Origin of the sequence: Streptomyces sp. NPDC048275 (assembly GCF_040652275.1) — a bacterium.
Taxonomy (GTDB): domain Bacteria; phylum Actinomycetota; class Actinomycetes; order Streptomycetales; family Streptomycetaceae; genus Streptomyces.
The window spans coordinates 24,751-46,676 of the sequence record NZ_JBEZLR010000020.1; the positions used below are offsets into that span (position 1 = coordinate 24,751).

At 68.9% G+C, this 21,926-nt stretch carries 26 protein-coding genes, 1 tRNA gene, 1 pseudogene and 1 riboswitch; of the genes and pseudogenes, 11 read left to right on the plus strand and 17 right to left on the minus strand.

Going from position 1 to position 21,926, the window contains the following annotated elements; translation table 11 throughout:
• Positions 1 to 4 precede the first annotated feature (4 nt).
• A riboswitch (cyclic di-AMP (ydaO/yuaA leader) is annotated at positions 5 to 160 on the minus strand.
• 254 nt (positions 161 to 414) lie between these two features.
• The 3 genes from AB0D57_RS14735 to AB0D57_RS14745 form a co-directional block, all read right to left on the minus strand.
• Positions 415 to 1,479, minus strand: a complete 1,065-nt coding sequence (locus AB0D57_RS14735; protein ID WP_362071645.1) for a PP2C family protein-serine/threonine phosphatase — start codon at positions 1,477 to 1,479, stop codon at positions 415 to 417.
• Positions 1,480 to 1,917: 438 nt separating this feature from the next.
• Positions 1,918 to 1,991: transfer RNA gene (locus tag AB0D57_RS14740), tRNA-Met, on the minus strand.
• An 86-nt stretch (positions 1,992 to 2,077) separates the two neighbouring features.
• A complete protein-coding gene (locus AB0D57_RS14745) occupies positions 2,078 to 3,220 on the minus strand; it encodes a dihydrofolate reductase family protein (protein ID WP_362071647.1) in 1,143 nt (380 codons plus the stop codon).
• Between the two features lie 69 nt (positions 3,221 to 3,289).
• Between AB0D57_RS14745 and AB0D57_RS14750 the strand changes: the two genes are divergently transcribed.
• The 3 genes from AB0D57_RS14750 (at position 3,290) to AB0D57_RS14760 (ending at position 5,775) form a co-directional block, all read left to right on the plus strand.
• Positions 3,290 to 3,799: a MarR family transcriptional regulator gene (locus AB0D57_RS14750; protein ID WP_362071649.1), complete on the plus strand. Its 510-nt coding sequence runs from the start codon at positions 3,290 to 3,292 to the stop codon at positions 3,797 to 3,799.
• Positions 3,800 to 3,958: 159 nt separating this feature from the next.
• A complete protein-coding gene (gene ribA / locus AB0D57_RS14755; protein WP_362071651.1) occupies positions 3,959 to 4,585 on the plus strand; it encodes a GTP cyclohydrolase II in 627 nt (208 codons plus the stop codon).
• Positions 4,586 to 5,550: 965 nt separating this feature from the next.
• Positions 5,551 to 5,775: a hypothetical protein gene (locus AB0D57_RS14760; protein WP_362071653.1), complete on the plus strand. Its 225-nt coding sequence runs from the start codon at positions 5,551 to 5,553 to the stop codon at positions 5,773 to 5,775.
• Here AB0D57_RS14760 and AB0D57_RS14765 read toward each other — a convergent pair.
• Positions 5,772 to 6,074, minus strand: a pseudogene (locus tag AB0D57_RS14765) (IS200/IS605 family accessory protein TnpB-related protein); the annotation flags it as partial. The gene AB0D57_RS14760 and the pseudogene AB0D57_RS14765 sit on opposite strands and share 4 nt — an antisense overlap.
• Before the next feature lie 108 nt (positions 6,075 to 6,182).
• Here AB0D57_RS14765 and AB0D57_RS14770 point away from each other — a divergent pair.
• Together AB0D57_RS14770 and AB0D57_RS14775 are read left to right on the plus strand one after the other, a co-directional pair.
• A complete protein-coding gene (locus AB0D57_RS14770; RefSeq protein WP_362071655.1) occupies positions 6,183 to 6,728 on the plus strand; it encodes a sigma-70 family RNA polymerase sigma factor in 546 nt (181 codons plus the stop codon).
• Positions 6,709 to 7,716 carry a CU044_5270 family protein gene (locus AB0D57_RS14775; RefSeq protein WP_362071657.1) on the plus strand — a complete coding sequence of 336 codons (1,008 nt, stop codon included), beginning with the start codon at positions 6,709 to 6,711 and terminating at the stop codon, positions 7,714 to 7,716. Before AB0D57_RS14770 ends, AB0D57_RS14775 begins: the two co-directional genes overlap by 20 nt.
• 68 nt (positions 7,717 to 7,784) lie before the next feature.
• Here AB0D57_RS14775 and AB0D57_RS14780 read toward each other — a convergent pair whose 3' ends face one another.
• Entirely contained in the window at positions 7,785 to 8,003 is a 219-nt protein-coding gene (locus tag AB0D57_RS14780) for a hypothetical protein (RefSeq protein ID WP_362071659.1), read from the minus strand.
• Between the two features lie 65 nt (positions 8,004 to 8,068).
• Between AB0D57_RS14780 and AB0D57_RS14785 the strand changes: the two genes are divergently transcribed.
• A complete protein-coding gene (locus AB0D57_RS14785; protein WP_362071661.1) occupies positions 8,069 to 8,311 on the plus strand; it encodes a hypothetical protein in 243 nt (80 codons plus the stop codon).
• A 107-nt stretch (positions 8,312 to 8,418) separates the two neighbouring features.
• Here AB0D57_RS14785 and AB0D57_RS14790 read toward each other — a convergent pair whose 3' ends face one another.
• Together AB0D57_RS14790 and AB0D57_RS14795 are read right to left on the minus strand one after the other, a co-directional pair.
• Positions 8,419 to 8,562: a hypothetical protein gene (locus AB0D57_RS14790; RefSeq protein ID WP_362071663.1), complete on the minus strand. Its 144-nt coding sequence runs from the start codon at positions 8,560 to 8,562 to the stop codon at positions 8,419 to 8,421.
• Between the two features lie 226 nt (positions 8,563 to 8,788).
• Complete coding sequence (locus AB0D57_RS14795; protein ID WP_362071665.1) at positions 8,789 to 9,550, minus strand: helix-turn-helix transcriptional regulator; 762 nt, start codon at positions 9,548 to 9,550, stop codon at positions 8,789 to 8,791.
• Between the two features lie 117 nt (positions 9,551 to 9,667).
• Here AB0D57_RS14795 and AB0D57_RS14800 point away from each other — a divergent pair, with 117 nt between their 5' ends.
• The 4 genes from AB0D57_RS14800 (at position 9,668) to AB0D57_RS14815 (ending at position 11,370) form a co-directional block, all read left to right on the plus strand.
• A complete protein-coding gene (locus AB0D57_RS14800; protein ID WP_362071667.1) occupies positions 9,668 to 9,856 on the plus strand; it encodes a hypothetical protein in 189 nt (62 codons plus the stop codon).
• Positions 9,853 to 10,059: a hypothetical protein gene (locus tag AB0D57_RS14805; protein ID WP_362071669.1), complete on the plus strand. Its 207-nt coding sequence runs from the start codon at positions 9,853 to 9,855 to the stop codon at positions 10,057 to 10,059. Before AB0D57_RS14800 ends, AB0D57_RS14805 begins: the two co-directional genes overlap by 4 nt.
• Positions 10,060 to 10,139: 80 nt before the next feature.
• Positions 10,140 to 10,640: a hypothetical protein gene (locus AB0D57_RS14810; protein ID WP_362071671.1), complete on the plus strand. Its 501-nt coding sequence runs from the start codon at positions 10,140 to 10,142 to the stop codon at positions 10,638 to 10,640.
• A 76-nt stretch (positions 10,641 to 10,716) separates the two neighbouring features.
• Positions 10,717 to 11,370 (plus strand): class I SAM-dependent methyltransferase, encoded by a 654-nt coding sequence (locus AB0D57_RS14815; protein WP_362071673.1) that lies wholly within the window; start codon positions 10,717 to 10,719, stop codon positions 11,368 to 11,370.
• A gap of 503 nt (positions 11,371 to 11,873) precedes the next feature.
• On the opposite strand, the gene AB0D57_RS14820 is transcribed toward AB0D57_RS14815, so the two are convergent.
• A complete protein-coding gene (locus AB0D57_RS14820; protein ID WP_362071675.1) occupies positions 11,874 to 12,014 on the minus strand; it encodes a hypothetical protein in 141 nt (46 codons plus the stop codon).
• A gap of 534 nt (positions 12,015 to 12,548) precedes the next feature.
• Between AB0D57_RS14820 and AB0D57_RS14825 the strand changes: the two genes are divergently transcribed.
• On the plus strand, positions 12,549 to 12,785 hold the full coding sequence (locus AB0D57_RS14825; RefSeq protein WP_362071677.1) for a winged helix-turn-helix domain-containing protein: 237 nt from the start codon (positions 12,549 to 12,551) through the stop codon (positions 12,783 to 12,785).
• Between the two features lie 88 nt (positions 12,786 to 12,873).
• Here AB0D57_RS14825 and AB0D57_RS14830 read toward each other — a convergent pair whose 3' ends face one another.
• The 9 genes from AB0D57_RS14830 to AB0D57_RS14870 all read right to left on the minus strand — a co-directional run bounded on the left by AB0D57_RS14830 (position 12,874) and on the right by AB0D57_RS14870 (position 21,924).
• A complete protein-coding gene (locus tag AB0D57_RS14830) occupies positions 12,874 to 13,521 on the minus strand; it encodes a collagen-like protein (protein ID WP_362071679.1) in 648 nt (215 codons plus the stop codon).
• Positions 13,518 to 13,784, minus strand: coding sequence for a hypothetical protein (locus tag AB0D57_RS14835; RefSeq protein ID WP_362071681.1), 267 nt, complete (start codon positions 13,782 to 13,784; stop codon positions 13,518 to 13,520). Before AB0D57_RS14835 ends, AB0D57_RS14830 begins: the two co-directional genes overlap by 4 nt.
• 9 nt (positions 13,785 to 13,793) lie before the next feature.
• Positions 13,794 to 13,988 carry a hypothetical protein gene (locus AB0D57_RS14840; protein ID WP_362071683.1) on the minus strand — a complete coding sequence of 65 codons (195 nt, stop codon included), beginning with the start codon at positions 13,986 to 13,988 and terminating at the stop codon, positions 13,794 to 13,796.
• Between the two features lie 2 nt (positions 13,989 to 13,990).
• On the minus strand, positions 13,991 to 14,716 hold the full coding sequence (locus AB0D57_RS14845) for an N-acetylmuramoyl-L-alanine amidase (protein WP_362071815.1): 726 nt from the start codon (positions 14,714 to 14,716) through the stop codon (positions 13,991 to 13,993).
• A 66-nt stretch (positions 14,717 to 14,782) separates the two neighbouring features.
• Positions 14,783 to 15,214, minus strand: a complete 432-nt coding sequence (locus AB0D57_RS14850) for a hypothetical protein (protein WP_362071685.1) — start codon at positions 15,212 to 15,214, stop codon at positions 14,783 to 14,785.
• A 10-nt stretch (positions 15,215 to 15,224) separates the two neighbouring features.
• Positions 15,225 to 18,551 carry a hypothetical protein gene (locus AB0D57_RS14855; RefSeq protein WP_362071687.1) on the minus strand — a complete coding sequence of 1,109 codons (3,327 nt, stop codon included), beginning with the start codon at positions 18,549 to 18,551 and terminating at the stop codon, positions 15,225 to 15,227.
• Between the two features lie 13 nt (positions 18,552 to 18,564).
• Entirely contained in the window at positions 18,565 to 20,838 is a 2,274-nt protein-coding gene (locus tag AB0D57_RS14860; protein ID WP_362071689.1) for a phage tail tape measure protein, read from the minus strand.
• Between the two features lie 167 nt (positions 20,839 to 21,005).
• Positions 21,006 to 21,395 (minus strand): hypothetical protein, encoded by a 390-nt coding sequence (locus tag AB0D57_RS14865; RefSeq protein ID WP_362071691.1) that lies wholly within the window; start codon positions 21,393 to 21,395, stop codon positions 21,006 to 21,008.
• 22 nt (positions 21,396 to 21,417) lie between these two features.
• A complete protein-coding gene (locus tag AB0D57_RS14870; protein WP_362071693.1) occupies positions 21,418 to 21,924 on the minus strand; it encodes a hypothetical protein in 507 nt (168 codons plus the stop codon).
• Positions 21,925 to 21,926 lie beyond the last annotated feature (2 nt).

Consider the following 21,926-nt stretch of genomic DNA (forward strand, 5'->3'; position numbering starts at 1 on the left):
TGCTCCTTTCCTTCCTTCTCGCCTACCGGGTTAGCTGACGGGTTCGGAGCAGGAAGGTCTCCTACGCGCGTCAACCGCGGTATCTCACCGCGAAAGACGCTCGATTCACCCCAAGTTGGTGGTTCCCCGGTTCCCTTGCAGGATTCGGCGCGTGCGCACGGAGCCATCTCTTGTGACGGCTGGGACGACCGCGCTGCGTTATCGAACGTTAATAGACTCGGGCACCGGATTCCAAGCTGTTCCGACTGATCGTTAACAGCTTTTGGCCAGGACTTACGGGCGATGACCGGCGAAAACCGGGCGAGTTGACCACACCTCACCGAAACACGATCACTTGACAGTGTGTCAGTTGTCATGCGGAGAGGCGTCGACCGATCACCCCTGGTAACAACGATCAAGAACGGCGCGCAACAGTCACGGACGCCGTACGGCGAGCAGCGCCATGTCGTCCGTCAGGGCGCCGCCCGTATGCCGGCGGACCTCCTCGGCGAGCGTGGCCAGCAGCGCGTCCGGACCGCCGAAGACCCGCCCCGCCAGACGCGCCGCCGGATCGTAGAAGTTCCCGTGCCGGTCGCGGGCCTCGGACAGTCCGTCCGTGTAGAAGAGGAGCATGGCCCCGCGCGGGAAGTCCGTCTCCTCCCCACGGTCCGGCCAGGTGCCCAACTCGCCCATGCCGAGCGGCAGTGCGGGGTCCTCGGCGGCGAGCTCGACCAGCGAACCGTCCTCGCGCAGGAGCAGCGGCGGCGGGTGACCGCGGCTGACGGTCCGTACGACGTCGCCTCCGTGCGGGATCTCCGCGAGGACGGCCGTGGCGAACCCCTCGGAGATCTCGATGCTGTCGCGCCGGGTGGCCTCGCGCGCCAGCGCCCGCTCAAGGCGCCCCGCGATCGCCTCCAGCGTCGCCTCCTGCTCGGCGGCCTCCCGGAACGACCCGATGACCACCGCCACGGCGCCCACCGCGCCCATACCCTTCCCGCGTACGTCGCCCACCAGCAGCCGTACGCCGTGCGGGGAGTCCTGCACCGCGTACAGATCGCCGCCGATGAACGCGCCGGCCTGCGCGGCCTCGTACCGCGCCGCGACCTCGAGCCCGCCGATCCGCTCCTCGGGCTCCGGCAGCACGGCACGCTGGGCCGCCTCGGCGATCTCGCGGGCCGAGGCGAGCCGTTCGCCGCCGCGGCGTACAAGGATGTTGATGAGCACGGCCAACGCGGAGACCGTCGCCACCGTGACCGTCTCGGTGATCGCGTCCACGGTGAAGGCGACGCCGAGCCAAAGGTGGATCGCGACCACCACGACGACCGCCGCGACGCCGGTCAGCACCGTGCCGCGCAGCGAGAACAGCGGCGCGGCCACGAGCGGTGCCGCCGTGAAGAGGGGGCCGCCGGTGTACGCCGTCGGCGTGAAGTACTCGTAGAACGCCCCGGCGACGACGAGCAGCGCAGGCAGCACCCGGGCGAAGGTTCGCGCGTGCGACATCTTCCGCCGCTTCCCTTCGGTGGGGCACAAAGCCGGCTCGCGCTGCGGCCCCGGATCGGACACGGAGTGCCTGGGCACCTTCCGGCCCGCCCGGTCGTCGGACCCTCCAGCCCGCTGCGCACCTCCTCGCTGCCCCACCCGTCCAGGTTTCCCGGAGCGGGGGCGGGGGGCGAGCGGTGGGGGCCGACCGAGGGATGCGTGAACAGCGGAAAGCCCCCGCACCGGGCCCTCCTCGGCGACCGCCCCCACGGCGAGCAACAAGGCGGGCACCGGTCCGCGCCGCTCCATCCAGCGAAGGCAACTCATGGTGAACGCAAAACTACCGACCGTGGAGGCGGGAGAAAGTGGCGCGGAAAAGCGGCATGCACGCGGATGCGGAAAGCCAAAAAAACCGAGGGCCGGAACTCAAGAATCTGAGTTCCGGCCCTCGGCCTTCAGTAGCGGGGACAGGATTTGAACCTGCGACCTCTGGGTTATGAGCCCAGCGAGCTACCGAGCTGCTCCACCCCGCGTCGTTGAAATTAGTGTACGCCATCCGCGGGGTCCGAAGCACACGCGTTTACGCGCACCCCTCCTGCCGTTCATCCGGGCAGGTTCCTCACGGGGAAAGAAGGTGCCGGTTGGGTGCCACAGCCCGCTCCTCGTACTCCGGCAGTACGACGACATCCGCACCCGCGGCCACCAGCAACCCGGTCCCGTCAGCCGCCGCCACGAACGTGTCGGGCTCGCGCCACGCGGTGACGACCCGCCGTACTCCCGCGTCGAGGATCAGCCGGGCGCAGGGAGTGGGCCGGGAGGCGCGGCGGGCGCACGGTTCGAGGCTGCTGTAGACGGTGGCGGAGCGAAGGCGCGGATCCGCGGGATCAATCTTGGCGAGGGCCGCCTCCTCCGCGTGTACGACGGCATCGCTCCCCTCCCGGGAGTACCCACGGGCAAGCTCGGCCCCGTCGGCCGCCACCACGACCGCTCCCACGCTGAACGCGGTCCGCGACGGCGGGCACAGTTCCGCCAGCTCGCACGCGAGCCGCAGCCAGTGCCGGTCCGCGGCGGAGGCGAGAGTGCCGACGCCGGGGGCCGTGGGGGCGTACCGGATGAGGACGACGTCGCCGACCGGCCGCGTCTCCACCAGCCGCATCCGGCCGGGTGGGTACCCACCGGGCCCGAAGAGCCGCGGCGCGTCCGGCTCCCCCACGAAGAGGGGCGCGACGGCGAGCTGCACCTCGTCGGCCAGCCCCTGCCGCATCAGCTGGGTGTGGACCCGGCCGCCGCCCTCGACCATGAGGCGCCGCACCCCTCGTACGTCATGAAGGTGCTCGAGCACGGCGCGCCAGTCCAGTTCGGCGCCCGTCGGGACGACGTCGACCTGGTCCAGTCCGCGCAGGGCGTCGGCGGCCCGTACGGCCCCCTTGTCCGTCGTGTAGACGACCTTCTCGCCGCCCGTGTGCCAGAACTGCGCCTCCGGGTCGAGGTCGCCGGATCCGCTGACCGTGACCTTCAGCGGGTACTCCGGGCGCCCGGCGGCGACCCGTGCGGCGCGTCGCTCGGCGGAGTTGACCAGGAGCCGAGGGTTGTCCGCGCGGAGCGTGCCCGCGCCGACCAGGATCGCGTCGCTGGACGCCCGCACCTCGTCGACCCGGTCGAAGTCGGCCGGGCCCGAGAGCAGCAGCCGCTCGGGGCCCGTGTCGTCCAGGAAGCCGTCGAGGGAGACGGCGGCGGACAACAGGACGTAGGGGTGGGGCATGGGGCACGGCCTCCGGATCTCGACACCTCTCGGTGGTTCAATTTTTAAACAATACCTAGACTGAACGGCATGACGACCCGCTGGCTCACCCCCACCGAACAACGCGCCTGGCGCTCGTACATCGCCGCCTCCTCGCTCCTCGAGGACGCGCTCGACCGGCAACTCCAGGCCGAGGCCGGCATGCCCCACCTTTACTACTCCATCCTGGCCAGGCTGTCCGATGCACCGGACCGACGGCTGCGGATGACCGATCTCGCGGAGATCCTGAAGATCACCCGCAGTCGGCTGACGTACTGCGTGAGCCGGCTGGAGAAGGACGGCCTGGTGCGCCGCGAGGGCTGCCCCAGCGACAGGCGCAGCCATGTCACGGTCCTCACGGACGAGGGGATGGCCGTACTGGAAAGGACGGCGCCCGGCCATGTGGAACAGGTGCGGAGGGCACTCTTCGATCATCTGACGCCCGAGCAGGTGGGGCAGCTGGAGGAGATCTGCGGGAGCATCACGCGGGCGATCCAGGGCGAGAATCCCGGTGGCGGCGGGGAAGATCTTCCCTGGCGGCGGCGTTCCTGTACATCGTGAGGCGTGAGCCGGGTGGGCCGCGAGCCGGGTGAGCCGCGACACGCAAGAAGAACGGCGCGCACACGAAAACACATTGCTTGAAATTTAAAGCAGCATGTAGTGTCTGCTTCGAGGATGTGCTTCAAATCTGAAGCACTGACCTGAAGCCGGAGAGACAACATGCGCGACTTCCCGACCGCCACGGTGCGCACCCGCGTCGCTGTGCCCCTGCATTTTGGCGACGGCTACTCGGTCGACGCGGACCTGGTCACCTTCCACGGCCTGGCCGACGGCAAGGAACACCTCGCCGTCGTGCTCGGCGAGCCCGGAGCGACGCCGCTGGTGCGACTGCACTCCGAGTGCCTGACCGGCGACGTCTTCGGCTCGGCCCGCTGCGACTGCGGCCCGCAGCTGCGCGAGGCGGTGGAGCGGATCGCGGAGCGGGGCGGCGTGCTCCTGTACCTCCGTCAGGAGGGCCGCGGCATCGGCCTCTACAACAAGCTCGACGCGTACGCCCTCCAGGACCAGGGTCTCGACACCTACGCCGCCAACGCCGCGCTGGGCCTGCCCGAGGACGGCCGCGACTACACGGCGGCGGCGCAGATGCTCCAGGCCCTCGGCATCGACGACCTGGACCTGCTCTCCAACAACCCCGACAAGGCCGACCAGCTCCGTGACCTGGGCGTCACGGTCTCCCACCGGGTGCCCACGGGCGTCTTCACCACCGCCCACAACGTCCATTACCTGCGCGCGAAGGTCCTCCAGACCCAGCACACGCTGCCCCTGCCGGAACTCATGGCGCGCTGACGCCCTCGCCCTCACCGATCAGCGCCCGCAGCCGCCGGACCTCCGCGACGAGCCGGGGCACCGCCTCGCGCGCCATGGCGATGAACGCCGCGTTCTCGTCCCAGAGTTCGTCCGCTTCGATCCTCGGACAGGCTCAGCAGTAGCGCCGTTCGGCCCGGACAAACCCGTCGCTGAAGCCATTGGCGTAGCCACGGGTGTAGTCGCGGTTCTTGCCGCGGAAGTCTCCCCCGCGCCGGTCCCGTCGGCAGTCCTTTCTGGCATCCGCCCAGCCATCCCGGAAGCCGTCCCTGTAGCCCCGCCGGTAGTCCTCTCGGCTGGAAACAGCCGTAGACGCACTCGCGTGGGTCTCGCTCGGCGCGGCCGCCGAAGCCTGCTGCAGGCCAACCGGCGTAAGAGCAAGGATGAGGGCCGAGCTCAAGACGACGGATCGCTTCCAATGGCAAGCATTCATGGCCATGCCCCTTAGCCATATAGGTTACATACGGTTAATTCCGCTCTAATCACCCGAATGGGCCTTGCAACTTGCCGCACGTCAGGGTGAGTAGGCACCAGCCGCGCACCAGTCCTCACCGTGGAACCTTCTGCCAGAACCGGTGCATCGAGCCTGCACGCCCCGCGGGGCCACCTCACCGCTCACCGCAACCGCACGCTTGCTCGGGATAGGCCTCGACGGCCTCGACCAGCCTCCGCAAGCTCGTCCGACGCGGCCGGCTGAAGCGGTCCGGCGGCAGTCCACGACGGCCCTGGTACGCCGTCGAGAAGTCGCCGCCCTCGACGCCGAACGCCGTGCCCACAACGCCGCTTGACCGCGGGTCAGCCACGTGTCGCGATCCCGGTGAACACCTGCGCCTGGTGCCATGCCGGAGGCTGAGTGGGCCATCAGGTGGTGACGGTGAACCAGAGGGCGGGAGTCAGATACCACGTAGCGGATGATGTCCCCTCAGGCACAGCATCCCAGGGGGATCATGCGCATCCGCACCACCATTGCGGCCGTCACCGCCGTACTCGCCGTCACCCTCGTCGGCTACGGCAGCGAGGACAAGGCCGAGCCCACCAAAAGCAGCTCGCCGAAGGCGACACAGTCCGTCGACCACAGCGAGGCAGAGAAGGCCGCCGGCATCCCGGCCGAGCCCGACGCGGCGACACGCACCGCACTCGTCGAGGTCCTCAAAGCCATCAACCGTTCCTAAAGACTGAGCGCGAGTGAGTCCTGTTGCCAGGGCCCGTGCTCAGCCGCGTGCCCCGAACGGTGTTGGGCACACTGGTCCCCCGCTTTCGCTCCGCATGCGGCGCGCACGGATCGGGTCCGTGGTCCGGGAATGCGGGGGCGGGTTCCCTCACGCCCGGGGATGCCCGGTCGGGCCTGGACGGTCCGATGCCCCTGCTCATCGCTCCGGTGAGCAGGGGGCGGTGCCGTCCGTCGCCGGATCGGATATCCCTGAGCGCGCCTTCCGATTGCCACGGCAGCCGCGTCGTGGCGGGTCACTCGCGGCTGCTTGAGCGGATGCATCGCACTGCCGTCGGCCCATCTCGAAATTTCTGCCTCAGCGAAAGTAAGGATCCGGGGCCGCCGGACACTTACACGGTTGGAGGGGATGTGGACACACGACATGAGCAAGACTTCACCGCGCTGTACCGCGCGCACCATCCAGCCGTGGAAGCGTACGTACGAAGGCGTCTGAGCGATGCCGAAGATTGCGATGATGTGGTCGCCGAAGTCTTCCTCACAGCATGGCGTCGGCTTGATGAGGTGCCGCGCGCAGCGGTACTGCCCTGGCTGTACACGACAGCTCGCAAGATCCTGGCGAACACGCATCGTTCTGAACGGCGGCGCCGGATGCTGGCGGAGACTGCGGCGCAGCAGCGGCAGGGCCTCATACACGATCCAGCTGAGGACATCGCTGGAGCGCAGGCCGTCGCCATGGCTTTTGACTCGCTCAGTGACAGCGACAGGGAAGTCCTGCGTCTCGCCTTGTGGGAAGAGTTGCCGGCCCGTCATGCGGCCATGGTGATCGGATGCACAACCGCGACATTCCATGTGCGGCTTCATCGCGCTCGCAGACGGCTACGCGAGCACCTCGATCGCCCCGCCGCCAGCCCGTCCCGGCGGACATCATCGATTCTTGGAGGAGCAGATGCGTGACATCGATCAGGCGTTGCAGCGGCTCAACCCGGTACAAAACGGCGCCTCAGCTGATACCGAGAGGCTGAAGAACATCCTTGCCATGCCACGACCTGATATGTCCGCAGCGCGTCCGCGTCTGCTGAGGCGGTTGTCCGTTGCCACGGTGGCGGTCGCAGCTGCTGCGGCAGTGGCGTACACCGTCGTTGACCCCTTCGGGACCTCGGCCCAGCCCGCGCTTGCTGCGACTCCCCGGCCTTTGAACTATCACTCTGGCAGTCCCTCGGCCGCACAGGTGCTGAGGGACACCGCGGCCCGGGTGGAAAGGCTGCAGGATGATCGCCCGACAGCCTGGAAGACGGAGCACTTCGTCTGGAACGCATGGTCCCTCTCCACACGCATTGACGGTACGAACGTCACCTCGGCTGTCATCCCAGAACACAGGGAGAGATGGCAGAAGCGCGACGGCTCGGCACACTGGAAGACCCGCACGCTACCCCCGGTGTTCCCGAGCGACTCTCAGCGTGAAGCATGGGAGAAGGCCGGCTCGATCGGAGCCGAGTCCGTGGTGTCCCAAGATTCCAGTGGGCCAACTCCTGGGCAAACAGCCACAGAACCGCCCACTACAGTGGCGGGGATGACGAAGTGGCTGGCCAATGGCCACGCTGAAATCACGCCAGGACTCCTATACGAGGTCTTGCCCGAGCGAGTCCAAGACCACGTGTTTTCGCCTGCCCAGCGTGCTGCGGTGCTCCGGGTCCTAGCGGAGACCGAAGGGGTGCGCTACGAGGGCACAGTCAGGGATCGGGCCGATCGTATTGGGCAGGCGTTCTCTCTCACAGATGGGTCAGGCGGCTTGCCTACCAAGCGCGTTCTCATCTTCGACCCGCAGACCGGAAAGCTGCTCGCTGACGAAGAGCAGATTCTCGGTGACACAGGAAAACTCCAGGTTGCTCCCTACTCTGTGATCGGCTACATCACGTTCCTGACTTCGGAGCGCCAGCCGTAAATAGGTGGAGCACGGCCGCAGTACCTGTTCGGCGAAGTCAAGCCGGGGCGGGCGGCCGCGCTCGACCTTTAGGGCTGGAAGTCTCGTTCTTCCCGTACCCGAGCCGCTTGATCACGCAGTGTGGCCACTGAGGTGGCAGTCTCCTCGCGCAGACGAGCAGCTTCTTGGCGCAGCGTGGCCAGGACGTCGGAGGTCTGCTCTTCGAGCCTACTGGCTACAGACTCCAGCAACTGGTCCAGCGGCGCTTCGACTACGTCGGCCTGCAGTTCCCGCTCATCCTCACTCATTCGTCACCGCTCCCTGTTCGTCATCAGGTCCACCTGTCTGCCTGAATCGACAGACCATCGGCAGCGTGATCGCGCTCGTCGGGGTGCTGTCCGGCTCGGTGGTGGCGCACCTCGGCAAGCGGGGCGAGAACGCAAACACCCGCCTGAACAGCACGATTGACCACATCCAGGAAGAGCGGGACGGGCTGCGCAAAGAACTCTCCGAGCGGGACACCCGGATCACGGCGCTCCTCGAACAGCGGGTCACCGACCAAGTGGAGATCGCCCGACTCCGCGTCAAAGTCATCGAGATGGGAGGCGATCCGTGACCCGCACCGAACGGGCGCTCGCCGGACACTGGCGATGGATCGCCACCCTGTGCTGGCTCCTCGCGCTCTCCGGAGCGATGGTCATCGACTGATCCTGGTACAGCCAGCTAGCCGACGAGGCGGACCGGCGGGGCGTCGCCGTCGGCACCCTCGCCGGGGACGTGCGTGTCCTGCGCGCGCAGGTACAGGCTGCGGGCGAGGTGCCGAAGGCACCCGACCCGAGCGAGGCAGTCGAGGACCTGCCCGCCCACGAGCAGGTGCCCGTGCCCATCCCCGGACCGGTCGGGCCGAGAGGCGAGCCGGGATCCCCCTGCCCGTCTGGCTCGCCAGGCGAGGACGGGCAGAACGGTGTCGGCGGGAACGGGCCGCTCTCCGCGGCCCTCGATCCGCAGCGCCGCCAGTACCCATGGCCCGACAACACCACGCCCCCTGCACGGTCATGACGGCCGTGCAGAGGGCGTTTCGTCGCGTCTGGGGTCAGGCCTCGGGGCGCCGGTCGTAGGCGGCGAGCGTCGCCTTGTTCGTCGATGCGTCCTGGAAGACGAGCTCCCACGGGCCGGTGTTGACGTCGAACTCCTTGCCGAAGCCCACCCACTTGCCGGTCATACGACGTCCGGTCGGCTCGACGATCAGCTGGATCGCCCCGTGGTAGCGGGCCCCTCGGTAGTAGCCCTCGGATGCTGTCTGTTCCGTCCACGTGCCGGTGGCGACGTGGCCGTCCACTTCCAGGTCCATCGTCAGCGGCGAGTCCGACGAGCCGGGCAGCGAGCGCACGGTGAGCCGGTTGCCGTGCTGCAGCACCACCACGTAGTGCAGGCCGGTGAAGGCGGAGTCGCGGCCGCTGGAGAAGTACTCGTACCGCGACAGCCACACCCCGGAGTAGTTGCGCGACGAGGTCTGTGGCACGCCCTGCGGCGCGCTCACCGCGGGGGCGACGCCGTTGACCCCGGCTTCCATGTCGTGCCCGCCATGGCCGTCGTCGGAGACTCGCGCCATGGGCACGCTGAGGGTGAAGCCGAGGGATTCGATGGGCAGGCCGGTGACATCTTCGAGGGCGCGGGCGTAGACGGGGCGGGGCGCGGCTGTGGTGCCGGATTCCCAGCGCTGTACGAGCCGCTTGTTCGCATCGTTGGGGACGCCTACGCGGGCGCCGGCCTCACGGACCGCGCGGGCGAAGTCGTCTTGGGACATGAGCAGGCCCATGCGGACCGCTCGCAGTGCGCTGTTCGGTGTGGCCATGCGGTCACGGTAGCCCTCGGGCAGACGTAATGACACCGAATTGACGCCCCCCATGTCGCCGGTTTGACGCCTGCACTGACGCCGCGGAACTCACCGTGACCGGGCCACCGTAAATCTGTGACCGACACAGGCAGCGTCCCTACACACCCCGGTCTGACGATCAAGGTCTACCGGGTCAACCCCGAGACGATGGAGCGCACTCCCGTCTGCTCCCGCTCGCTCCCACCCGCCGACGAAGCCGCGTTCAGCATGGCCTTCCCGCCGTGCTGCTGCCCTCGCTGCACGAAGGGCGGGCTGACCGGATGAGCCCCATATGGGACAACGAGCCCGAGCACGCGGAAGGGGTCTGCGTCGCCTGCGGTGTCCACACCAACCACGGCATAGTCCGCTGGCTGCCCCGCATCTCCGGCCCTGACGTCCGCCTGATCGTTCACGCCGAGGCGCAGGACTGCACGCCGCCTCAGCCCGTCGGGAACTTCCGGCTGAGCAGGCACGGCTCCGGTCTCTGAGACTCCCGCCCGCTCCTGCAGCTCGGGAGCGGACGGGCCATCACCCCAACAGGGGCATCCGTCCGCAACAGGAGGAAGACGTGACCGTCGCGTTAGAGCGTTCCACCACAACCCGAACCCGCGACCCGCAAGAGCTACTCAACGCGGTCGCTCCGCACATCACGGAGCTGACCGTCAACATCTTCGACTCCGGTATGAGCATCTGGGACCGCGAGATCGCGCTGCTCCTGCGCGATCACACGATGGTCCGCGACATGGCCGAACGGATCCTCGGCAACGCCGTCATGTACGTCATGGGTTCGATCGAGAACCCGGACGTGCACTGCGGTGTCGGCAAGCTCGTCGACATCGGCGTCCACCAACTGATCCTCGACACACCCGTCTGGTGGGGCATCTGCCGCCTCTACAACGGCGGCCGGTTCAAGCACCACGCCCCGTTCATCGAGCGCCGCCGCGACGGCCTGTGCCTGCGCACCGGCGATTTCTTGAAGAGCCAGGGCTGGGCGATCGACGAAGAGCTGTGGGCCATCGACGGCACGGACTGCTCACCGTGCGACGACAAGGTCCCCGACAGTCACTGAGCCCGCTACAGTCGCCCCCGTCCTCACGGCTCCCGAGGGCGGGGGCTCCCGCATCCCAAAGACCAGAGGAACATCCGTGCCCGTGCCCCACGACATCCCCGCCGAGACCGAACTATGGGACGCCTTCGCCGAGTCTGCCTTCAAGGACGACGCCGAGCCCACGTTCTGCTGGACCCAGTACGCCGGACACGGCCCCGGCCCCGAACTGCTCGACACCCCGAAATCAGCGCTGGAGATCGGCTGCGGCACCGGCCGCGCCCTCGCCCATCTCGCACAGCAGGGCGTCAAGGCCTGCGGTGTCGACCTCTCACCCCGCATGGTGGAACGCGCCGGGGAGAAGTGGGCGCCGCTCGGTGTGCGGATCGAGCAGGGCGAGATCCTCGAGTGGCTTGCCGCCGACGAGGCCCGCTACGACGCGGTGTACTCCATCTTCGGCGCGGCCTGGTTCACCGATCCGTCGCGCCTGTTCCCGCTCGTCCGGGAGCGCCTGGTGCCGGGCGGCGTGTTCGTGTTCTCCCAGCCGCCGGCCATCCCGGGCGCCTACGGCCCGCAGGGCATGTACAAGGGCGGGTTCGCGGGCAAGGCCATGTTCACCTACCGGTACAGCTACAAGCCCGCGGTGTGGGAGCGGCACCTGCTCCGGGCCGGCTTCGCCACCGCGAATGCCCGGATGGTGGAGGCTCCGAAGGAGGGCCACATCGGCACCCTCATCGTCGGAGCCCGCGCCTGACCCGACGTCCGCGGCCCCGGTCGACACCCCCTCGTCGGCCGGGGCCGCCCCATGTCTTGATCGTTTGCGCTTCGTCCGAGCATTGGCCGAGCTAGCGATCATTGAGCCTCCGAAAAACAGCTGGGCCCCCACCTCACATCGCCTGTGAGCTGGGGGCCCTTACGTAGACCCTGTGGGACTCGAACCCACAACCAATGGATTAAAAGTCCTGGGGTTTCACTCTGGCTCACTCCGGAGGGCTCCGACCGGTCTACGTTTTCCCTGGTCGGTAGGGTCCAGCGCTCCCGCTCACTCCGGTAATTCTGGCCCTCTTTGGGACGCCCGCTCACGCACCGCTCACGCAATCCGGAGGTTCCGCGGGTGCCCTGAACTGGGCCTATCCATTGTCTCGCGGACCCCTACCGCCGCGCAACGTCCGGACATAGAGCGGCCCCGGCCGGATCGGCGTCCGGCCGGGGCCTGGTCCCGCCCGCCCCCTGGGCACGGGGTACGGGGCGGGCGGTCTACCAACTGGTCTTGCTGTACGCGTGCCAGTGCTTCCCCTTGTGCCCGACCGGGTCGGTGCAGTGGACCTTCGTGCGCGGGTGCTCTTCCCAGCAGTAGCCGCCGAGCCCACGCTTACGGGGCAGAGACGAGACGCTCATCGTGTGCTCCTCGCGGGGATGATCTGGCGACACACGGCCCGCCACTTCCGGCGCAGGACCCCGGCTCGAGGACACTCGCGCTCCGGGACCGAGCGACACAAGCGGCAGTCCGTGCAGTGGCTCAGCAGCGCCTCGTACTCTGCGGGCGCGATCGGCTGTACGGATCGGGGGCTCACGACTGCACACCCCTCACGAGCGGGGCCAGGGCGCGCTGTTCGCGGCACGGGGCGCACGCGTACAGCCGGATGGGCGACGCGCTACTGCGCTCGGCTGTGTCGACCAGCACCGCGGTCTCTGACGGGCCTTTGTGCCAGTGGCACCAGCCGGTATCCGGCGCCTGGTCTGTGCTGCGGGACGGGGTGTGCGTAGGCTCTAACACGTCGACTCCAACCAGTCGTCCACACCCCGGGGCCGTTTGCGCGGCCGCCGGGGTCTTCTACGTCCTCGCAGCGTAGTGCTAGGTAGCTAGGGTAGCTAGGCGTGTCAGGCAATCTCGTCTCGCCGGGTGAGCCTGTCATCCCTAGCGTCGAGATCATGGACTGGAAGCCGGACATCCCACGGTGGCAGCAGGTGTACGAGGTCATCGAAGCGCGCATCGCTGACGGGACGTATCCGCCGGGCGCGCAACTGCCTGGCGTACTGGCGCTGCACGGCGAGTTCGGGATCGCGCAGATGACCGCGCGCCGAGTGCTGACCGAGCTGAGGGAAGCAGGCCTGGCGCAGATGCAGCCCGGCATCGGAACGTTCGTCACCGAGCTGCCCAAGCCGTAGAGGGCGGGTGCTGCCGCTCACCTCCGGGCATGACGAAGCGCCCCCAACCACGGCCGTGGTGACCGTGGTTGGGGGCGCTGTCGTTGGGCTACGGGTACTGCCGTCGGCTCGGGTCGAGGCCTGCGGAGAGCAGCCCGTTCCCGTTGCCGGGCTCCGGGTCGGGGGCTCCGTCGCGCCTGCAGACGAGGGCATCGGGGTCATACGACGGGGCCTGCATGCTGTAGCCGTCGGGGCAGGTCTGCCCGTCGCGGCCGGCGGCCCCGTCCTCGCCCGCGGGTCCTGGTTCACCCTGGGGTCCTGCCGGTCCGGGCTCGCCCTGGGGTCCGGGCGGCCCGGCAACTCCGTCAATCCCGGGGGCGCCGGACTCGCCGGGCTCGCCGACACCGTTCTGCCCGTCCTCGCCTGGCGAGCCTGACGGGCCGGGGGATCCCGGTTCGCCTCTCGGTCCGACCGGTCCGGGGATGGGTACGGGCACCTGCTCGCGGGCGGGCAGGTCCTCGACTGCGTTGCTCGGGTCGGGTGCCTTCGGTACTTCGCCAGCGGCCTGCACCTGCGCGCGCAGGACGCGGACGTCTCCGGCGAGGGTGCCGACGGCGACGCCCCGCCGGTCGGCCTCGTCGGCCAGCTGGCTGTACCAGGACCACCCGATGACCATCGCTCCGGAGAGCGCGAGGAGCCAGCACAGGGTGGCGATCCATCGCCAGTGTCCGGCGAGCGCCCGTTGGGTGCGGGTCACGGATCGCCTCCCATCTCGATGACTTTGACGCGGAGTCGGGCGATCTCCACCTGGTCGGTGACGCGTTGCTCAAGCAGCGCCGTGATCCGGGTGTCCCGCTCGGCGAGCTCCTTGCGCAGCCCGTCCCGCTCTTCCTGGATTTGGTCCATCGTGCTGTTCATGCGGGCGGTTGCGTTCTCGCCCCGCTTGCCGAGGTACGCCACCACCGAACCGGACAGCACCCCGACGAGCGCGATCACGCTGCCGATGGTGGTGACGTCCAAGGGGGCTCCCTACAGGTCGCGCGGGATGGTGCCGTCCTGCCGGTTGGGCACGGCCCACGTGAAGCCGAGCGCGGCGAGGACAGCCAGCCCGGCCGCCCATCCCTCGGCCGCAGTGATGGTGTCGTCGGCGACGGCGACGGACACAGAGCCCGCGCCCGCGGCCAGCGCGGACACGGCCGCCTTCGCGTACTTCGAGATCCTCATGGTCAGCTCTCCTTTTCGAGCGCGGTGACGCGCTTCTCCAGTGAGGTGAGCCGCTCCTCGGTGGTGGGCGGCTTGGGCTTCGGGGGAGCCGGGGTGGGCGTGCCGGGCGACCAGCTGGCGGGATGCTTCAGCCGCTCGGCGACACGGGCGCGGATGTCAGGCATCGACACCCCGGGCCCGCGCGGGTCGACCTTGCCGGGCTGCCACTCCTTGTGACCGATCACGGACGTGGTGCCGTCCTTGCCCCAGCCGTGCGCCCGGCACAGGGCGGCGGCCGTGCGGACCATCGCTTCGACCTGGACGGCGGGCCAGGGGTCCTTGTTGTCGCCGAGGTTCTCGCACTCGAAGCCGTAGAAGGAGCGGTTGCCGTCGGTGTTGGCCTCGTTCGCGGCTGGCAGCGTCTTCTCTGCGATGACTGCCTTGAGTACGTCGTCGTCGCCGAGGCCGGCGTGGTTGGCGCGGCCGTAGCCGACGAGGTGCACGGTGCCGTCCTTGGCGACGACGCCATGGCACAGCGGGCCGGGCAGCGTGCTGTGCCCGTCGCGGCAGATCTTCACCGTGGCGGCGGTGCCCTTGGTGACGGTGTGGTGGACCATCACCCCGTGCACGGGGCCCCAGGCGCCCTTGCTGTTGCGGTTGTGGGTACGCCAGTTGCCGACCTCGGCAATCTTCACGCCCTCGGCCCTCAGCGCGGCCAGGAACTTGGCGGCGGACAGCGGATCGGCCATGAGGTCTCCAGACATGAGAAAGGCCCCGGCCATCGGGCGCGGGGCGGCAAGTGGGGCGAGGGGCTGCTAGTCGTCGATGATGAAGTCGGCGTGGAGCCGCAGGTTGCGGCCGTTGCCCGTGGGCGCGGTGGCGTCGCCACGGATCAGTTCGCCGTTGCTGGTCCGCATGGTGCAGATGCCGTCCGTGCCGATGACGAAGCCGCCCTCGGCGACGCCGTCGTCCCAGGTTCCGTTAATCGTTCCGCTGGTCGGGCGCCACCCGTCCGGGGCGGTGCAGGTCTGGGTGTCGGCGATGTTGCCGGTGCCGGTGATCGGGATGTCCACCCCAGTGCGGTGCACGTACATGTCCAGCGTGATGTTCCGGCCGCACCGGTAGCCGCGGAAGTCGATGACCGAGAAGCCGGTGGCCGCCACCAGACCGGAGTTGGTGGTGGTGACCGGCGGGCCGTCGTTGAGACGGCCCGCGGTGATGGTCATGCCGGGCTGCCACAGGGTCACGAGGTCCTCCTTACAGGGCGACGATGGCCGGGGTGGCGAGCCGCACGTCCGTGCCTGCGGTCTGCGCCTTGACGATGCCGTTCTCGGACCGCGTCACCGTGAAGGTCTGCGGGTTGATCACGTCGAAGTTGTCGTAACGGATCTGCACGGTGGCCGCGTTGGTGTTGCCGGTGACCCGGATGCTCCGCGTCCCGATCTGGTGGGCGGCGGTGATTGAGGAGTCGGTGCCCTCGATGTGCCACGACGAGGGCTCGGCCGCAGACGCCAGCCAGGCCTTGGCCCGCAGCGTGCTGCCGGTGCCCTGGAAGCGGAAGCGGACGAACGTCCCGGCGACGTGCGTGAACGGCAGTGTGTAGGTGCTGCCGACCTGCGTGTTGACGTCCGCGAGCAGTTTCCTGATGTGCACGACGATCGTGTTCGTCGTGGTGAACTCGGCCCGGACCATGTACATGTTGCCGGAGTCCTGCATGCGCGCGGTGACCGCGCCGTAGAGGCTGTCGCCGGTGGCGAGGGCGGACGTGGTGATGTCGGCGTAGACGTCGAAGTCCGGGTGCACGGCGGTGACCGCGGTACGCCGGGAGACGTCCACCGTGGACAGCACTTGCACGGCATACGAGCCGTTGACGCTGTAGTCGGTCGCCGGTCCGCCGCCCACCGTGGACCAGGCGGGCCCGGCGTCCGGGGTGCCCCACCCGCTGGAGACGCTGCGGGTGCAGGTGTCGCGCAGCCAGGACGAGGTGGCGGACACGCCCATGACTTCGCCGCCGCACCGGACGTCGAACGGCATCTCCGCGCCGTCCGTCGTCCACACGTTCCCGACGGTGGTCAGGACGTTGACGGCGGTGGCGGTGCTGGTAGCCGCGGTGGCGAGGACACTGCCGTCGGTGTCGGCCTTCCCCAGCACGGTGTCGTCGGTGACCGCGATGGTCCACGGCCCGGCCGGGGTGCAGTTGAATGTGATGTCCCAGTCGTAGGTGCCGATCGTCTCGGCGTAGCCGCGGTTGATCAGGTCGGCGCCGCCGGGCGGAAGCCAGGCGGGCAGGTTGGCGATGGTGAGGCGGTCGCCGATGTCGATGGCGGTCGCCTCGTCGATGAGGTGGGGTGCTGCCGCCAGGTCGACGTGCACGGAGGGGTAGCGGGCCTCGTCCCAGGTGCCCAGGTGCATGCGCCAGTAGGCGATCGGCTCGGTCTGGACGTCGTCGAAGACGTTGAGGGTGAGGGACTCGTCGTAGATGCCGACCCCGGCGGGCGGCGGGTTGACCGAGAGAGGGCCCACGGTCTGGATGGCGCGGGCCGAGGATCCGCCGTCGCGGGTCACGGTGACGTCGTTGCGGGTCATCTGGTCGTCGTCGACCGGTTCCAGCGGTGGCGCCACCTCGCCCTGGGCGAGGTAGTCGAGGGCGAGGGCCGGGGTCTGGTTGTAGAGGCCGGCGCGGGTGCGGTAGGCGACGGCATCCGTATCGCGGGGTTCGTAGAAGACTCCGCCGTCGGCGTCGGCGGCTTCCTGGAGCAGGTCCAGGAGCGCGGCCGGTCGCTGCGGCCCGACCTGCTGGGTGTCGGCGTCCTCGCCGTAGAAGGCGAGCGGCAGGGCTTCCTCGCTGGACAGGCGCAGCATGCGGGCGGCCGCGGTCTCGCCTGCGAACCCGATGTCTCCTTGGTTGTAGGCGGTCGAGCCCGCGACGGGCAGGACGCTGATGTGCCCGATCGTGACCCCGGCCAGATCTGCGTGGGGGGTTGAGTTGAGGCGGGAGATGCGGCCCACGCTGCCCGCGTAGCTGCCGGTGAGCTCCAGCCCGGACTCGCCGACGATCGTCCACAGGATCGTGTAATTGACGTTGCCGCCGCTCTGCGTGGCGGACAGCTTCCAGCGGAACCAGGTGCCGAAAATCTGGGGCACCGCGACCAGCCTGGTGATGAGCTCGGTTCCGTCGTTGTCGTAGCCGTGGATCTGGCAGCCGCCGGAGTCGATCATCAGCCGCCACCACGTGATGGTGCCCGTGCCGTACCAGTTCATGAGGGTGCGGGTGGTGGTGGGCCCGGCGTCGAGGTAGCACATGAACTCGGTGTGCCACTGGGTCAGTGCGGTGGCCGGTGCGGGCACCGACCCGGACAGGCTCGAGTCTGCTCTGATCACGGGCAGAGGGTTCGATCCGGCCAGGGTGTCGGTGGCGGCCATGTCGAATCCGGAGACCTTCAGTGGGGGCACGCCGTCGATCGGCGAGTAGCACTGGGTGGCGTTCTTGCCTTCCTCCAGCGGCCAGTACGCCAGCGGCGAGAACGTGGGGATCCGGCGGCGCAGCGTACTGGCCAGTTCCTTCGCGCCCTGCCCGAGGCGGCGGGTGATTCCCCCGGCTTCCACGGGCACGTACACGTCCTTGCCGGACACGTCCCACCGTGAGGGCCACGACGAGATCGCGCCGGTGAAGCGGGTGCGCCGGTTGGTGATTGCCGCCGGGGCGGCGACGGACCAGGTGCGGCCGGCGCTGTCGGTGAAGCCGGTGGTGCCCGCGGTCTGGGCCGTGAAGGTGGGGCTGGCGACGAGGGTCCCGCCGATGCCGTTGTAGACCTCGGCCCGGTAGACGGCGCCGCCCATGTTGAAGAACCGGTTCCCGAATCCGCTGCCGACGTCGAGCACGGTGGTGGAGTTGAAGATGGCCGTGGTGCCGCTGGTGGTGTTGGTGGCGAGCAGCGTCCAGGGGCCGCTGAGGGTGGGGGCGGTGAAGAACTGGACAGTCTTGCCGCCCGCACCGTTGTTGACGTCGATGGTCGCGCGCAGGGCGAGGCGCCCGGTGGGCGGCACGGCGAGCTTGGTGACCGAGCGGGTCTGGTGCTCGGCTGTGCCGTCGGCGCTCGTGTAGAGCCACAGTTCCCGCTGGTACACGAACATCATCCATGACCGCTGGTTGACCGCCTCGTTCCACTTGGCGAGCACTACCTGTGGCTGGGAGTTGGCCTGCCAGTCGTCGAGGCGGACCTCGGCGCGCACGTCGAGGTCGCCGGTGATGTCGAGGGCGGCGGCGTCGGGGGTGCTGGCGGTGACACTGTTGCCCGCGGGCACGTCCAGGAAGGTGCTGCCCGCGTGCACGGACACCCGAACGGGGGTGTTGCGGCCGATCTGCCCGTACAGCGGCGAGAGCGGGTTCCGCGGGCTGTACTTTCCGTGCCGGTTGTTCAGGGTGAGCGTGCAGCTGCTGGGGTCGGTGCGCGGTGACTCGTCCTTGCCTCCGCGCCCGATGCTGATCGGGTTGCGGAGGTAGGCGTCGGGGGTGATGTCCGTCCAGGTCCCGGACAGGCCGAGCGCGATACGGACATCCAGGGGGGTCTGGGGGAACGCCACAGCGGGGGTCTCCTTACTGCCCGAAGGCGGTCTGGACGTTGCCGCGTCCCTTGACGCGGGTGATCTTCCGCATGAGGCGGTGGAACTCGTCTTCGGCGCCGGCCATCTCGAAGCGCACCAGGACGGCGCCGCCTCCGGCCTGGGAGCCCAGGAGTGGGGCCGTGCCGGAGCGGAGGGGGGCGGAGGGCATGGCGAGCTGCGGGTCGACGAGGCCTTGCATGGTCGTGTCGAGGACGCCGCGGTTGTCCTCGGCTCCCTGGGCGATACCCGGCGGCAGCCAGTGGCCGATCGCGGACGCCATGAGCTTGGACGGCGACCCGATGTGCAGGAACGACGCGGCCGCGTCGACCACGTTGGTGCTGACGAACGATCTGATCTTGTTCCACAGCCATCCGCCCATGCCGGAGATCCCGTTCCACAGGCCGCGCACGACGTCGGCACCCTTGCTGTGGAGCAGTCCGCCCAGGCCGCCGATCGCGTTGGAGATGCGGCCTGGGATGCCGCGGCTCCACGTCATGAACGCTGTGGCCTTGGTCGCGGACGCGTCCCTGAAGCGCTGCCAGCCCGCGTGCGCCGAGGACGCCAGCCTGTTGCCGAGGCCACCCAGAGCGGCCGCCGTCCGGCCCGGCAGGGTGCCGACGCTGCCGATGAAGCTTCCCCACTGTCGGCTGACCGGGCCGGAGATGTAGCGGTTCCACAGTCCGGAGAACCAGATGCCGACGGCGGTGCCGAGGACGGTGAAGACCTGGCCCGCCTGGCCTGCCTTGGCGGAGACCCAGCCGGTGAACGCGGCCCACCAGCGGGGAATGTTTTCGTTCAGCGCGGACAGCATCCGCGACACGAAGCCCACCATCATCGACACCGCGGCCGCGGAGATTGCGACGGCGATCAGCGCGGGCAGCGCGCCGAAGGCGATGACGAGCGCCGTACCGATCGCCATGATCTTGAAGACGGCCACGGGGTTCGACATGACGTAGGACGCCATTTTCTGGCCGAGCCCGCCGATCGCGGCCGCGGCCTTCGGAGCGAACTCCCCGATCTTGGTGACGATCGTCTGGCCGAGGATCTGCACGAACGCGGCGATCCTGTTTGCGCCCTCCGTACCGCCCTGGCCAGCCTCGTCCCAGATGCCGCCGAACTCCTCCTGAAAGCGCGACTTGAAGTCGACGACCGCTGGGATCACGCTGCCGCCGAGGAAGTCGATGACGTTCTGCTGCACGCCCCGCTTGAAGGATTCCATCTTCATCGCCGGGCTGTCTTCGAGCTTCTTGACGACCTTGTCGGCGGCCCCTGCCACGTTGTCGAAGCCGCCCGCGGCGGCCGCGGATGCCGGGTCGAGGGCGAACAGGGCGTCCGCCTGCGTGTTGGCGAGATCCCCGAACAGCACCTGTGACGCGGCCAGGCGGACCGTCTCGTCGTCGGTGCCGCGCAGGGCGTCCATGGTGTCCTGCAATGCCTGCGTGGCCGTGTCGCCACCGGCCCGCATCTTCCTGCCGATGTCCTCGCCGTTCAGGCCGATCGACGCGAACGCGTCGTTGACCTTCTTGCCCCCGGCGAGGGCCATCTCGCTGAAGATGCCGATGGAGTCAGCGACCGCGTCGGCGTCCCGGGCGCCGGCCTCCAGGCCCTGGCTGATCAGGCCCATGGCGGTGGCGCCGTCCAGGCCGACACGGCGGAACTGCGTGGAGTACTCGTTGAACGTGTCGAGCAAGTCTTCGCTCTTGTTGGCGACGCTGCCCAGACCGGCGGCCAGGAGGTCCATCGCCTCCTCGAAGCTGTCCGCCATGCCGGTCTTGACCATCTGTCCGGCCGCCGCCGTGGCCGTGTTGACCTCGCCGTTGAAGACGTCGGCCAGGGCCATCGCCTTCTTCGTCATGTCTTCCAGGCCCTGCTGGTTGCCGGTGAACTCGTCCATGTTCAAGGTCACGGACTTGATCGCGTCGCCGACCTCGGTGGCCGACTCGCCCCAGCCGTCGGTGAAGACAGCGGTCATGGCGTCCGTGGCCGCGCTCACGTCGGCCGTCGTGTTGGCCAGCTGGGCTTCCAGACGGGTGGTCGCCTCGGACATGTCCATCGCCTGCGCCAATGTGGACATGATCGCGGCACCCGCGAGGGCGCCGGCCGCAGCGCCCGCCGCGGCCAGGGCCGCGCCCATCTTGGAGCCGTTGGAGGCGGCGGCGTCCGCCATCCCGTCCGTCTCGGTCTCGACCGTCTGGCGAGCCGAGCGCATCCCGGGACCGGTGTTGTCCCGGGCGGACAGGGCGAAGACGAGGCTCGTGTCCGACACGTCGGCCCCCCTTTCAGTCGAGGGTCAGCGCGCGGACTGGGCGGCTTTCTCCAGCTGCGCGAGGTAGTCGTCCAGCCAGTCCAGGAGGTGATCCGTCTCTTCGACGGTGAGCTGGTCCCAGTCGCGGGGGCTCATGTGCAGCACGTGCGCGGCGGTGCCCAGGTGGCTCAGACGGCGAAGGGCAGCCGGGCTTTTCCCTCATCCTCCGGCGCGTCGTCGAAGTCCTTGAGCATGCCGTCGATGAGCGCCTCGTCGCCCTTCTTCTCGCGAAGCCTTTCCACGGCGAGCTCGATCTCTCCCTTGGTCATCTCGACCTTGAACTCGTCCCAGCAGAAATCGACGTCGTCGAAGCGGAGCGTCGGATGCTGCCGCTTGAGCAGGACGTGCAGCAGCGCCCTGCGGCACAGTGCGTTGCCCCGCAAGACGCCCATGGCGAAGTCGTTGAAGCTCATGCCGGTGCGCTTTTCCAGGGCTTCACGCTCGGCCGACATGAGCTTGTTCGGGTTGTAGTTGAAGACCTGCTCTTCGTTGTCTTCGGGGGTGTAGGTGACCTTCAACGTGACCGCCTAGGTGATGAGTTCATTCGGATCGGGACGCGATGCGGTTGACCATGTCGGCCAGCGCGAACTGAACGGCCCGCGTGTAGTGGCCTTCCTGGCCTTCGAAGGCGTGGTCGAACCACTTGGTCTTGCCGTGCTGCTGGATCCACACCTCGCGGTTGCCGTAGACCGGGTGCCGCCAGCCGCTCGCCCTGTTGGTGCGCTTGGCCGCGTTGGCGAAGCCGCGCACGTTCGGCGTCTTCATGGCTTTGATCTTGGCGCCGGGGAACTTCCCGCTGATGCGGACCTCGGGCCGGATCCTCCGCGCGATCGACGACTTCAGTGCCGGGCCGCCGTGCGGTGTCGCGGACGCCATCGACATGATGGCGCTCTTCGCGTCGGCGGCCCCCGGCTTGAGCGCGTCGCGCATGTTGCGGGTCAGTTCCTTGCGCAGCTGCTTGCCGTCCTCCTCGGCGCGCAGAGCGCGGGAGATCTCCCGCAGGTTCTGCGGGGTGAGCTCCAGACCGAGCGACGCAGTGGACGCCATCA